The organism is Mesorhizobium sp. M6A.T.Ce.TU.002.03.1.1 (assembly GCF_003997275.1).
In the GTDB taxonomy this organism is placed as follows: domain Bacteria; phylum Pseudomonadota; class Alphaproteobacteria; order Rhizobiales; family Rhizobiaceae; genus Mesorhizobium; species Mesorhizobium mediterraneum.
Window position 1 is genome coordinate 26,834 of the sequence record NZ_RZTI01000026.1, and the last position, 12,806, is coordinate 39,639.

Consider the following 12,806-nt stretch of genomic DNA (forward strand, 5'->3'; position numbering starts at 1 on the left):
CCGATCTCGAATCTGGTGGATGCCAAATCCGCAGCGCACTAATTGCGCAGCCGCCGCCCCCTCGCCCTGATCTATGTCAGGCCGCACGATTTTGTGTCGGCGGCGCAATCAGCAGGTGGCGAATGAACGAGGAACGCAGCGCGGGCTCACCCCCTCATGGACAAGGGAGGCGTTCCCTGGGTTGGGCGGGCGCAGACGCGATCGATTGAGGCGAAAGCTGAGGCTCTGCGACGCGTTGGATGCTATTGCCGATGCCCTACCAAACGTTGTTCGAATCCCATTGGAAACGAACGCGATCGTTCGGCCGAGCCGTGGCAGCTTAAGGACCGTGCTTCGCCGGTATGTGCCGAAATACACCTGGCGATTGGTCATCGTCCCTATCAAAGCCCGAAAGCTGTCACGACCGTGACGCCGCTTCTTCGAAGGCGCGGCGAGATCGCATTAGAAGGCAAACACGGCCCGCCCCGGAGCCATGCGACATGGGCCTCGCCGCTTAGGGCCGCTCGCGTCCGCCGCCACAGCGCTTCTCCAGACGGCTTATGCTGTCCACCGTCACATGGCGTGCGTTCTCAATCCGAATCACCCCGTCAGCCCGCAATCGCGTCAGTTGGCGGCTCACGGTTTCGTTGGTAATTCCAAGGAAATCAGAGATTTCGGCACGCGTCAGCGGCAGATCGAAGGACGCTGACCTGGAAGCCGCGTCGAGACTGGAATCGATATTCCGGGCCATCATGAGGAGAAAACTCGCCACCTTTTCCGGAGCTGTCTTGCGCCCCAGCGTCACCATCCACTCGCGCGCCTCATCGAGTTCATTCAGCGTCTGTTTGAGCAGGCGATGCTCGAATTCCCGTGACGCCTTCATCATCCGTTCGACGGCCGCTCGCGGAAACGAGCACAGCGTGACTGCTGTTGCCGCTTCCGCATTGATCGAGCTTTCCACCTTGAAAGGACGTCCCAGAAAATCCGGTGCAAACTGGAGACCGACGATCTGCTGGCGCCCATCCGACAGGCTCTTTGATAGCTTTACCACGCCTGAAAGCACGTTCGAGTAGCTGTCGACGTTCTGTGCCTCGCCGGTCAACTCCATTCCTGACTCGATCCGGCGACGCGAGCAAGTCTTGGCGAGCCCAACCAAATTGTCTGGATCGAGCGCACCGCAGACACCGCGACGCCGTGCCTCGCAAGGGAGGCAAAGAACAGGAATGCCGGAAGTATGAATGTCTTGCCGAAAGGTCATGCGTTCGCTTTACCCGATCCTAACTGCCGGCAGGATACCCATCCAGGGTAGAGAAGTCCTGCGGCGGTTTGTCCATGCGCGCGGCTGATCGAGATCAGGGTCTGCTTCAGCGATGCGTGCAGTGTTCGGCGGGCAACACGGTGAACGCGAGATGCAATCGGAAATAGCTGTCAAACTCAGCGAGAACGTCCCACGCTACACCAGCTATCCGACGGCGCCGCATTTCCATTCCGGGGTCGATGCTGCCATTTACCGTGGCTGGTTGGAGGCGCTGGAAAGTGGCGACGAAATCTCGCTGTATTTGCACATTCCTTACTGCGACAAGCTCTGCTGGTTCTGCGCCTGCCACACCAAGCAGACGCACCAATATGAGCCGGTGGCCGCTTATCTGCGCTCGCTGAATGCCGAAATCGTCACGATTGCCGGTCTGGTGAGCGGCAAGGCACATGTCCGTGCAATCCACTTCGGTGGCGGTTCGCCAACGATGCTGAGGCCCAATGACATGGTTGCTCTTGGAGCGGCCTTGCGGGACAGCTTCGACCTTCTCCCGGATGCTACGGTCAGCATCGAAATCGGAACCAACGACATGGACAAGGCGCGCCTTGATGCGCTTGCTCACATCGGCGTAACGCGGGCGAGCCTCGGCGTGCAGGATTTCGATCCGCAAGTGCAAAAAGCAATTAATCGTGAGCAAAGTTTTTTGCAGACCAAGGCAGTCGTCGACGGGGTTCGTTCGCGGGGCGTTGAATCGGTCAATCTGGACCTGCTCTACGGGCTCCCGAATCAGACACGCGAGACGATCTGTTCCACGGTGGCGCAGGCACTGACCTTGGAACCAGACCGGATGGCTCTGTTCGGCTACGCACATGTGCCCTGGTTCAAGAAGCATCAGACGATGATCGACGAGGCATGGCTGCCGAGTCCCACCGAGCGTTTCGCCCAATCTCAACTCGCGGCGCGGGCAATTGTCGCCAAGGGATATGAGGCAATAGGACTCGATCATTTCGCGAAGCCCGACGATGCGCTGGCCATAGCGGCCCGCGCAGGGGTTTTGCATCGCAATTTTCAGGGCTACACCGAGGATCGCTGCCCGACACTGATCGGACTTGGCCCTTCGTCCATCGGTCGTTTTCGCCAAGGCTACGTGCAGAACATGGCTTCGACTGCCGGGTACGGGCGCATGGTTGCGGATGGCGGGTTGGCTGCCGTCCGGGGCGTTGCCCTTTCCGACGACGATCGCGTCCGTGGCTGGATAATCGAGCGGCTGATGTGTGATTTTGCCTTCTCGGCAGTCGATCTGGTGGAGCGGTTCGGCAAAGCCGGCGAGAAGCTCCTTCATCGCTCGAGGTCCATCGCCCTCCACGATCCTGCCCGAGCGCTTGAATTCGATGGCGACAGTTTCGTCGTACGGGCTGAAAGTCGCCCCTTCGTTCGAACCATCGCGGCCAAGTTCGATACATATTTCAAAGGGGGAACGGCGAGGCACTCGGTGGCGGTCTGAGCAAAGCACAGTGCGCTCGCCGTTTGGTCGATCGCGAACCAGCTGCGTTTCATTTTGACCGCTCATAGGCGACTACCGCATCCAATCGAAAATGCAAACTTAGGCTGTTGCGCGGTATTTCCTTCCACATCCTCTCTTACGCATACCTGCATTCCAAGGTGTTTGATCCTATGCTTCGCGAGGAGCAGGTAGGCCGCGACAGCTAGGCAATGTTCCAGCTGCCTCTAGCGGAGGAGTCACGATTTTTCGGCAAGCTCCGTCGGCAGACCTTCTTTTCGGGCCTTGGCAAAGGCTCGGTCGCCTTCCAGAAACGCCGCCAGCATGAAAGGGATGAGTTCTGCCACGGTTTCAGACTGACGATAGGTCTGACGGTAAAGTGCAGCATACTCCTTGAGTGTTTGGCCCAGCTCCGCGCTGACGGTAATGGTGATCTTCGAAGCTGTTCGGTCTGGAAGCTTTCCAAGTTTCAGGTCAGCCATGGTAACTCCTGCTCAACTCGCGTATGGCCGCAGCACGATGTCCTTGTGCACGATGACGCGCAGTGGCCAACCTGGGCGGACGATGATGGTGGGCTGGATATTGAGGTTTTTTTCGGTGATGCGCTGGCCGGCTCGACTGGCGTTCTGCTGGGCTGATTCCCGGATCGCCTTGACCAGATCGCTCTCGTTTTCGCCGAGGCTGAATTCCGTGCCGACACCGAGCAATGTGGCAAGCGCCACCCCCTTGATCAGCTGCCAGGTGTGGAAATCGACTTTGTCTTCCAGCCCTGCGTAGCCGGCGGTGTCGCTCGCGGGCAGATTGTCGATTTCGACCGACGAGCCGTCGGGCAGCAGAATGCGCTGCCAGACCAGCAGCGCTCGCTTTTGCCCGAACGCGACGACGCTGTCGTAGACGCCGATAAGACGTGAGCCCTGCGGAATCAGCAATATGTTGCCCGTGACCGTGTCGTGCACATTCTCGGTGACTTGCGCGACGACAAGGCCCGGCAAATCGGAATTGATGCCGGTGATCAGGCTGGCGGCAATCACGCTGCCAGCCATCAGTTGATACGGCGAGATCGGCGTCTGCAGCGCATGCGGATTGTAGATCCCGCCAGTGCTCCGCTGGCTGAGGAAATCAAGCTTTCGCTGCTGATTGTTCTGGTCGCTTTCCGCCGGCGCCACCGAGGCTGACGCGCGTGCTGCTTCGGATTGGGGAAGTGCCTCAAATGGATGCTGAGCAGTTTGCACGCTCTCACCGACATCTGTCTGTTGAGCTCGATTTTCGACGCGGAAAAGCACCTGCGATTCACGCGCTTCGATCGCCTGCTGCGCTAGACGCTGCTCCTCGGCCGAGATGTCTTGGTCCGGCACGATGCCGAGCTGGCGCTGCCGCTCGAGGATGGGGCGACCGAGGTCGCCCGGCAAAGGTGGCCCAAGGACGGGAGACTTCGGCTTCATGCCGGAATAGTCATGGGGAAGCGTATCGAGTCCCTCGACGGTTGGTTTGCGCTCAGTGCTGTAGAGATCTTCCGCCTGATCCCTTATGCGAAGGGCCGGCCCCTGGAGCGCCATCATGGCAACGCCGAACACAGCGCCGGATCCGAGCGCTGCGATCGCGATGATCACACCGCGCCTGAACCGCACCACGCGGCGGGGAGAGGCCCGAAGCTGCAGTTCCTCGGGATCCAGTTTCGGCGGGATGCCAGAGCGGGAATTTTCGATCATGAGCCCTCACCTCACCGGCTGGAACGCGAAAAGAGCGAGATCCGCCGTAGCGGTTGCCTGTCGTCAATCCTGCTGATGCGGATCACCTGCTGCTGCTTGGTGCCGAGGCGAAGTTCGGCCGCGGCGAAGAGCCGATCGACGATGTAATAGTTGCCGCGCACGCGATAGTTGACGAGCTCGCTGCTCCCATCTGCGCCGACGATGAAGAGTGGTGGCGCCTCGCCCTGATCTATGCGACGAGGGAACTCAATATAGACCTTGCTGCCGTCGTCGAAGGCTCGCGTCGGTCTCCAGGGCGGTGTGTCGCCACTGATCGAGTAGCGAAAGCGAAGGTTTTCGAGCGCGATATTCGACGCGACCGGTGTAACTGCCTCGGCTTGAGCATTGCGCTGGCGAAGCGCGATGATCTGGTCTTGGCTGTAGGTCCAGGAGATTGCCGCCATTGCTGTCTTCTCGGTGCTTTGAAGCTGCAAATGATAGGTCCGCCGGTCCGTCGTAATGACGACATTGGTGGCAAGACCCGGCGCGAAGGGTTTCACCAGAACATGGGTGCGCTGATTGTCACCGGTGCCGCTTGCAGTATCGCCTATGACCCAGCGCACGGTGTCGCCAGCCGACACGGCGGTTAGTTTCTCGCCCGGCTGCAGAGCGATGTCGGTCACGCGCTCCGGCGCGGCATAGAGCTGATAAAGCGCGCCATCGGTGAAGGGGTAGACTTGCACGGCATTAACATACCCGTACTTGGTGGGTTGCTGGGTCGCGGCTTTGTTGGCATCAGCGACGCGTTCTTCAGGGGGGCGCTTGTCCTCGGCCTTGCCGGGCTCGGGCTGCAATTGGCCAGGCAGCGGCAGTGGTTTTGGCACCTCGACAATTCTAATCGGCCTCTCCGGCGCCTTCTCGATCGCGGCCGGTTTGAAGTCAGCAGCGTCATAGGAAATCTCAGGCGGCGGCACCTTCTTCGATGCACAAGCGGAAACGACCGCTGCCGACACCGATAGGATCAGCACGGCACGAATCGGTGACATTTTATCTTTCATTGGTGGACTCCGTCGGAGAAAGGGGGGGTGGGACGGCGCTGTCGAGCTCGCGTGACCAGTCAATGGCGTTGATGAAGACGCCGAGCGGATTCTTGCGCAGCTGATCCGTATTGCTTGGCGAGCGGATCACGATCGTGAGGATCGCAGTCCAGCGCATCGTGCTGGCAAGGCTTCCGCGCTCAAACACCTGCTCGGTCCATTTGACCTGGAATGAACTTTCGGAGGCCCTGACCACGCTGGTGACCTGTACCGAGACACTGCGCGTTCCGATCTGACCGAAGGGGTCGTTCGCCTTGGCGTATTCGTTGAGGAAGAGCGCTGCGCGATCGCTAGCAAAGTCGTAAGCTGCCAACCAGTTCTGCCGTACCAAAACCGGATCGGTGGAAACGGAACGGACATTCTGGATGAAGCGGCCGAGATGCCAGGCGATCTGAGCATCCGAGGGCTCATAATTCCGGATTGCCGGCGCGACGGCGCGCGTCTCGCCGATGCCATCGACCTCGACGACGTAAGGCACGACACGGCTTTGCATCGACTGCCATACGAGTCCGCCGGAAAGTCCGGTCGCCAAGGCCAGGCACCCAAGGGCCATGAGCCGCCAGTTCCTGGCCTGCAGTCGAGATGAGCCGATGCGCTCGTCCCACAGCTGGGCGGCTTTTTGATAGGGCGTGACCGGTTCGGGTGTTTTGCCGTAACGGTGCACGGGTCGCTTGAAGAGCATCTAGTCATCCTTGTCGTTGAGAGAGGGGTTGGCGCTGCCTCCCGGCCGGTCTCCGTCTCGGACAGCTTGCATGGCAGCGTGGCGATGTGCACGGGCGGTCTGTTCAGAACGTAGGCGCCTTGCCCACGTCGGCGCCGAAACAGTGGCCGAACCGGCAGAGCGTTCGGTCATTGACGCGGTCGGCGTGCCGCCGGTCGCGGTCCACGCGGCATCGCGCCCGGCATCGGCGTTGCGCCCAACACTTGCAGTGGCGGATCGCGCTACGCGTATAGCGGCGCCGCCAGCGGCACTGGTTACACCATGCATTCCAGCAGCCACACCGGAGAGGCCAACGTCGGGCGAGGTTGCGCGCCCGATCTGCCAGGACGTGGAAGCAGCCGATCCCATTGTTGTGCCGGCGCGGATGGCGGCGAGACCGCCGCTGGTTGCCATACGCGCGCCAGAAAATGCCGTGCCTCCAGCAACGAGTGATACACCCGCTGCCGCCGCGGTCGTGCCGAGGGCGGCGCCCGCGCCAAGCTGCGGTGCGCCTGAGACAAGACCCGACGCGATCCCCGGCCCAAAAATGCCAAGGCCAAGCAGTGCCAGTGCGCCCAGTACCTGGGACATGGCAGCGGCCAGATCCGGCTCCTTGCCTTGCAATGCGGAAGCGAACTCCCCGAAGAGCGTGGAGCCGATGCCGACAATGACGGCGAGCACCATCACCTTGATGCCTGACGAGATAACATGGCCGAGCACGCGTTCGGCCAGGAAGGCTGAACGGTTCCAAAGTGCGAATGGAACCAAAACAAAACCTGCCAGCGTGGTGAGCTTGAACTCAAGGATGGTGATGAAAAGCTGGATGGAAAGGATGAAGAAGGCGATGATGACCAGGAACCAGGCCATCAGCAGCACGAAGATGGTCAGTGCGTTGCCGAAGATTTCCGGGAAGCCCAGGAGCTGACTGGCTTGGTCAAGCATTGGCCAAGCACCTTCGAAACCGGTCGCGGCAATGCGGCCCGGGCGCAAGAGATTGTCTGCCGACAGATTGCCGGCCGACGCCTTAATCCCGAGACCGGCAAAAGAACGATAAACGATATCGGCGAGGTTCTTGAAATTGTTCAGGATGAAGGCGAAGACGCCAACATAGAGCACCTTGCGGACAGGCCGGCCGAGAACGCTGGTTTCGTCGCCGAGCGCCCACGCCAGGCCGGCAAGTGTGATGTCAATGCCGATCAGAATGGTAGTGAGGAAGGCGACGTCGCCCGATAGCAGACCGAACCCGCTGTCGATGTAGCGGATGAAGGTCTCCATGAAGCGATCGATGACGCCAAGGTCGTTCATGCCGCTGCCTTCCTCGTCGTGATGAACTCGTGATTAATTGCCGGGATAAGCCGAGCCGGTACCCAAGAATCGCTTCGTCATCTCGCGGGCGGCTTCCTCTGACTGGGCCTTGCGGGCGGCATCCTCGGCCTCAGCTCGAAACTGCGTTGCGAGCAGCGTCTGGATCTGCATCTGCTGCTTTGTCGAAAGCGCCATCAGCTGGTTGGTGGCCTGGCTTGCCTGAAGCGCACCGGCCGCCCCTTGGCTGCGGTTGACGAGATCGGCGAGCAGATCGCCGTCGGCGCGGACGTTCTCGACGATTTGCGACTGGACCCCCATGGTCTGGCGGAACGCCTGCATGGCGGTTTGCCAACGCTCGCGCGCAGCACTCGCCACATCGCTGACCTTGATCGTGGCGTCGTAGCTTTCCGGATATTGGCTGCGCCACTGGTCTTGAAGCTTGCCCAGATCAAAGCTGAGGCCACTCGCCTGGTCCATCAAGCCGTCGATGCGATGGAGCGAACCGGTGAGTTGGCCAACGGAAGAGAAATCCAGACGCTGAAGATTGCGCGCCATGTTCTGCAGCATGGTCGCCTGATTCTGCAGCGACTGGATCTGGTTGTTGATCTGCTCCAATGCGCGCGCGGCCGTCAGCACGTTCTGCGCATAATTGGACGGATCGAACACGATAAGGGCGTAGGCGGGCTGCACATAGTCGGCCATAGGCTTGGCGATCAGGGAAACGGTGATCAGGCCGGAGAGAAGGCGTCGCCGCATCATGCTAATTGCTCCTTGTCTGGTTGAGGGAATTGCTTGAGAAGTTCGCCGGCCCAATCGAGGCCGCGCGCGATCAGGAACTGCGAGGCAAAGCTGCCTTGCCCGTCTCCGGACATGATCCTGTCGATCAGAGTCTGCGTGGCCGGATCGGAAGCACCGCAAAGCGCAAGAGCGATGGGGCCAAGCTCGAGCTCGAACAGACGGTTGCCGCGGCGCGATTGCAGATAATACTGACGCTTCGGCGTGGCGCGGGCGATCAATTCGATCTGCCGCTCGCTTAAACCGAAGCGCTCGTAGGCTGTGCGCGCCTGGGGTTCCACGGCACGATCATTGGGAAGGAAAATGCGCTGCGGGCAGCTTTCGATGATTGCCGGCGCTATGCCAGAGCCCGCGATATCAGCCAGCGACTGCGTAGCGAAGACAACCGACACGTTCTTCTTTCGCAGCACCTTCAGCCATTCGCGGATGCGGGCGGCGAACAGCGGATTGTCGAGATAGACCCACGCCTCGTCGAGCATGATCAGCGTGGGCCGTCCGTCGAACCGTTCCTCAAGTCGCTGGAACAGATAGGTAAGCACCGGCAGCAAAGCGCCTTGGCTGTGCATTAACTCCTCGGTCTCGAAACACTGCACATCCGACAAGGCCAGCCCATCATGATCGGCATCGAGCAGGCGGCCGAAGGGACCGTCGAGCGTGTAGGGCATCAATGCGGTCTTCAGCGCATTGGATTGAAGCAGGACCGAAAGACCGGTCAGTGTGCGTTCCTGCGCCGGCGCGGTGGCAAGGCTGGCCAGCGCTGACCAAATAGCCTCCTTCACCTCCGGCGTGACGGTGACGTTCTCGTGGGCAACAAGGCTGGCGATCCATTCGGCCGCCCAGCTTCGGCTAGCCTGGTCGTTGATGCTGCGCAGTGGCTGAAAGGCAAGGGAACCGTCCGCTCCTAGCGCGTGGTGTTCTCCACCCATGGCAAGTGTTGCAGCACGGGCCGAATTGCCTTTGTCGAAGACATAAACCTGGGCGCCGGCATAGCGCCTGAACTGCAGAGCAATCAGAGCAAGCAGAACCGACTTGCCGGCGCCGGTCGGACCAACAACCAGCATGTGGCCGACATCTTCGACGTGGGTGGAAAGCCGAAACGGTGTCGACCCACTGGTCTCGGCAACGAAAAGCGGTGGCGCTTCGGTTTGGGTGACTTTAGCGAGATGCTCGTTTGTCGCAGGACCGGCCCAAACCGACGACAGCGGCATGAGATGGGCAAGGTTCAATGTATGAACGAGCGGTTGGCGAACGTTAGCGTAGACATGGCCAGGCAATGAGCCGAGCCAAGCCTCGACCGCATTGACGCCTTCTCGGATCGTGGTGAAGCCGAGCCCATTGATGATGCGCTCGACCGCGCGAAGCTTCTCTGCAGCGGCTTGGCGATCCTCGCCCCACACCGTCACGGTGGTGGTGAGATAGCCGAAGCTCACATGATCGCCGCCCAATGCCTGAAGGGCTTCGTCGGCATCGAGCGCCTTGTTGTCGGCATCGCTATCGACAAGCGGGACCGGCTCGTTGGTAATGACCTCGCGTAGGATTGCCACGATCGATTTGCGCTTGGCAAACCACTGCCGGCGCAACCGCGTCAGCGTCTTCGTGGCTTCCGTTTTCTCGAGCGGAATGAAGCGCGTCATCCAGCGATAGGCGAAATCCTGATGATTGAGGGTATCGAGGATCCCGGGCCGGGTGAGGTTCGGAAAGCCGAGGATGGTCAGTGTGCGAAGATGCTGCTCACCCAGCATCGGCTCCAGGCCACCGGTAAGCGGCGCATCGACCAGTATTGCATCCAGATATATCGGCGTTTCGGGGGCCATGATAGGATGGCGGCGAGGCGAAATCGTGCCGTGGAGGTAGGTCAGCGTCTGAGCATCATCGAGGACGCGTACTTCGGACATGAAACCCGAGAAGAGATCGAGCACGCGGTTGGTCTCGTCACGGAACCTCGCCAGATCCTGGCGCCAGTCTCTTTCTCCTTGGGAATAATGAGAGTCGACGAGCGCGCTTTCTGCGCGCGCCTGGGCGTCCGGCGGTGGCATAAACACCAAGGTCAGATGATAGCGGCTCTCGTAGTGCGCTACCTTCCCCTCGAAAGCAGCGCGGCGTTCTTCGTCGACCAGCCACGACGCGGCGTCAGGAAAATGCGAGTTCGGATAGCCCAGCGCTTCTATGCGCTCGGCCTCAAAGAACAATGCCCAGCCAGAGCCAAGGCGTCTGAGAGCATTGTTCGCCCGGGCGCAAATGCCGACGAGTTCAGCCTCCGTCGCACTTTCGAGATCCGGGCCGCGGAACCGCAACGTCCGCTGAAAGCTGCCGTCCTTGTTGAGCACGATGCCGGGCGCCACCAAGGCAGCCCAGGGTAGATGGTCGGCAAGCCGGTCGGCTTTGCTTCGATATTCCGAAAGGTTCAGCATGCAAGCCACCCCTTCAGACGTAGGTGGCGCACAAGCACGCTGGCGAAGTCCGGATCGCGTCTTGCGGCAAAGACCGCTAACGAGTGGCCCGCGATCCAAAGCACCAGACCAGCAATCCATTGCTGCAAGCCGAAGCCAATGGCCGCGGCCACTGTACCGTTGAGGATCGCCACCGCGCGCGGAGCCCCGCCGAGCAGGATCGGCTCGGTCAGCGCCCGGTGGACCGGTACTGCGAAGCCCTCGATATGCTGCTCCCCGGCGGCCATCAGACGAGCGCCCCACCACCGAAGGAGAAGAAGGAGAGGAAGAAGCTCGATGCCGCGAAGGCGATCGACAGACCGAAGACGATCTGAATCAGGCGCCGAAAACCACCGGCGGTGTCGCCGAAGGCAAGCGTCAGGCCGGTGGTGATAATGATGATCACCGCAACGATCTTGGCGACCGGTCCCTGCACGGACTCCAGGATCTGCTGCAGCGGCTGCTCCCACGGCATGCCGGAGCCGGCCGCATAAACCGGGGCCGTGATAAGAAACGCGAGCGCTGTGGACGAAAGAAAGCGAAGCTTCTTGCGCATGAGGAAGGCCTTTCAAAGCTGCTGGAGTTGCGAAAGCGTGAGCGGGGCAACGGCGTAATCGCCGCTGCCGTCGAGACCGGTGACCTCGGCGATTGCGTCGATGTGGCGCGACGAGCCGCGTCCCGCTATAAAGACGATCAGATCTATCGCCTCAGCGATGAGCCGGCGGGGAACGGTGACCACCGCTTCCTGGGCGAGTTGCTCAATGCGATAGAGAGCCGAGCGCGCGGAATTGGCGTGTACGGTAGCGATGCCGCCTGGGTGCCCGGTGTTCCATGCCTTCAGCATGTCGAGCGCTTCCGCGCCCCTCACCTCGCCCACGATGATGCGGTCCGGCCTGAGCCTCAGCGTCGAGCGCACGAGATCGGCAAGGGTGACCGAGCCCCGCCTCGTTCTCAGGGCAACGCAGTCCCTGGCCGCGCACTGCAGTTCGCGTGTGTCCTCGATCAGGATCACCCGATCGTCGCATTCGGCGACTTCAGCCAGCAGAGCGTTGGCGAGTGTTGTCTTCCCCGAGGAAGTGCCGCCGGCGATCAGCATGTTGCGCCGCTCGCGGACGGCCTTTTTCAGCGCATCGGCCTGCAGCGGCAGCATGATGCGTTCGGCAACATAGTCGGCCAGGGTGTAGACTTTCGCGGCGGGCTTGCGGATGGCAAAACATGGCGCCAACACCACAGGTGGCAGCAGGCCTTCGAAGCGTTCGCCAGACGGCAATTCGGCACTGACGATCGGGTTGTCGGCGTGCGCCTCGGCGCGCACGTGCGAAGCAACCAGGCGGATGATACGTTCTGCCTCGGACGGGTGCATGTGAACGTCGGGATCGACCCGACCTTCGCCTAACCGGTCGAGTCGCAGCGCGCCGTCGGGATTGACCATCACCTCGATGACGGACGGATCGGCCAGGGCTTCGGTGATTGCCTGACCCATGGCGGTGCGTAGCATGACACGCCGCCGGTGGTCGGCCTCGGGATGAGAGCTCATCCTTCCCCTCCCCCACCATTGTCTTTGCTAAGCGACTTTTTGCCGGAAGCGATCTGGCGGCCGACCTTCTCAACGAATTTCTCGAAACGCTCTTGGGCAATAGCCTGCGTTGCCCGATCCGGGACCGGCGTGTGGGCATGAAGGGTGATCGAAAAGCGGATGAAGAGCGCCAGGCTCTCCAGGATCACCTCGGAATCGCGCCTGACGTGGGCAAGATCGCGGGAGAGCCGGTCAAGCCTTACGCCGTAGCGCCGATCGAACTCGCTCTCGCCACGCCGCTCGATGAACGCCTCGATCGCCTTCGCCACGATCGCTGATTTGGTCGTTGACGGATCGCGACTGAGGTTGTCCAGTTTCTCGCTGAGCTCCGGCTCAAGCAGAAACTGATGGCGAATGCGGTGCGGCTTCATGCGGCTCGTTCCGACGGCCCGGCGTTGCGCCGGCGACGGGAGAAGCATCGGCCAGACGCTCAAAATTGCTTATGGCCGTTATCTACGCTGAGGTGCGCTCTGCAACTCAG

Annotated in this window: 13 protein-coding genes; 1 reads left to right on the top strand and 12 read right to left on the bottom strand. The window is 61.0% G+C overall.

The genetic code is table 11. The features are described from left to right. Positions 1–493: 493 nt before the first annotated feature. Complete coding sequence (locus EOC93_RS11080) at positions 494–1,237, bottom strand: Crp/Fnr family transcriptional regulator (RefSeq protein WP_126105062.1); 744 nt, start codon at positions 1,235–1,237, stop codon at positions 494–496. Between the two features lie 151 nt (positions 1,238–1,388). Here EOC93_RS11080 and hemN point away from each other — a divergent pair, with 151 nt between their 5' ends. Beyond that, positions 1,389–2,738 (top strand): oxygen-independent coproporphyrinogen III oxidase, encoded by a 1,350-nt coding sequence (gene hemN, locus EOC93_RS11085; RefSeq protein ID WP_127204632.1) that lies wholly within the window; start codon positions 1,389–1,391, stop codon positions 2,736–2,738. A gap of 236 nt (positions 2,739–2,974) precedes the next feature. On the opposite strand, the gene EOC93_RS11090 is transcribed toward hemN, so the two are convergent. Genes EOC93_RS11090 through EOC93_RS11140 form a run of 11 tightly spaced genes read right to left on the bottom strand, consistent with a single transcriptional unit; the run spans position 2,975 to position 12,696 of the window. After that, positions 2,975–3,217, bottom strand: a complete 243-nt coding sequence (locus tag EOC93_RS11090; RefSeq protein ID WP_029354949.1) for a DUF2274 domain-containing protein — start codon at positions 3,215–3,217, stop codon at positions 2,975–2,977. Positions 3,218–3,229: 12 nt separating this feature from the next. Then, a complete protein-coding gene (locus EOC93_RS11095; RefSeq protein ID WP_127204623.1) occupies positions 3,230–4,444 on the bottom strand; it encodes a TrbI/VirB10 family protein in 1,215 nt (404 codons plus the stop codon). 11 nt (positions 4,445–4,455) lie between these two features. Next, positions 4,456–5,469: a P-type conjugative transfer protein TrbG gene (gene trbG, locus EOC93_RS11100; protein ID WP_164759110.1), complete on the bottom strand. Its 1,014-nt coding sequence runs from the start codon at positions 5,467–5,469 to the stop codon at positions 4,456–4,458. Position 5,470: 1 nt separating this feature from the next. Beyond that, positions 5,471–6,202, bottom strand: coding sequence for a conjugal transfer protein TrbF (gene trbF / locus EOC93_RS11105; protein ID WP_127204625.1), 732 nt, complete (start codon positions 6,200–6,202; stop codon positions 5,471–5,473). Next, entirely contained in the window at positions 6,203–7,525 is a 1,323-nt protein-coding gene (gene trbL, locus EOC93_RS11110) for a P-type conjugative transfer protein TrbL (protein ID WP_095488542.1), read from the bottom strand. A 33-nt stretch (positions 7,526–7,558) separates the two neighbouring features. Continuing rightward, on the bottom strand, positions 7,559–8,284 hold the full coding sequence (trbJ, locus tag EOC93_RS11115) for a P-type conjugative transfer protein TrbJ (RefSeq protein ID WP_095488543.1): 726 nt from the start codon (positions 8,282–8,284) through the stop codon (positions 7,559–7,561). After that, positions 8,281–10,731 (bottom strand): conjugal transfer protein TrbE, encoded by a 2,451-nt coding sequence (gene trbE, locus EOC93_RS11120; RefSeq protein WP_127204626.1) that lies wholly within the window; start codon positions 10,729–10,731, stop codon positions 8,281–8,283. The genes trbJ and trbE overlap by 4 nt, the downstream gene beginning before the upstream one ends. Beyond that, positions 10,725–10,997 (bottom strand): VirB3 family type IV secretion system protein, encoded by a 273-nt coding sequence (locus tag EOC93_RS11125; protein ID WP_024502852.1) that lies wholly within the window; start codon positions 10,995–10,997, stop codon positions 10,725–10,727. The genes trbE and EOC93_RS11125 overlap by 7 nt, the downstream gene beginning before the upstream one ends. Continuing rightward, the gene (locus EOC93_RS11130) at positions 10,997–11,305 is read right to left on the bottom strand and encodes a TrbC/VirB2 family protein (protein ID WP_024502851.1); all 309 of its coding nucleotides are present in this window, start codon (positions 11,303–11,305) and stop codon (positions 10,997–10,999) included. The genes EOC93_RS11125 and EOC93_RS11130 overlap by 1 nt, the downstream gene beginning before the upstream one ends. A gap of 12 nt (positions 11,306–11,317) precedes the next feature. Further along, the gene (trbB, locus tag EOC93_RS11135; protein WP_127204627.1) at positions 11,318–12,286 is read right to left on the bottom strand and encodes a P-type conjugative transfer ATPase TrbB; all 969 of its coding nucleotides are present in this window, start codon (positions 12,284–12,286) and stop codon (positions 11,318–11,320) included. Beyond that, a complete protein-coding gene (locus EOC93_RS11140) occupies positions 12,283–12,696 on the bottom strand; it encodes a CopG family transcriptional regulator (protein ID WP_095488561.1) in 414 nt (137 codons plus the stop codon). Before EOC93_RS11140 ends, trbB begins: the two co-directional genes overlap by 4 nt. Positions 12,697–12,806 lie beyond the last annotated feature (110 nt).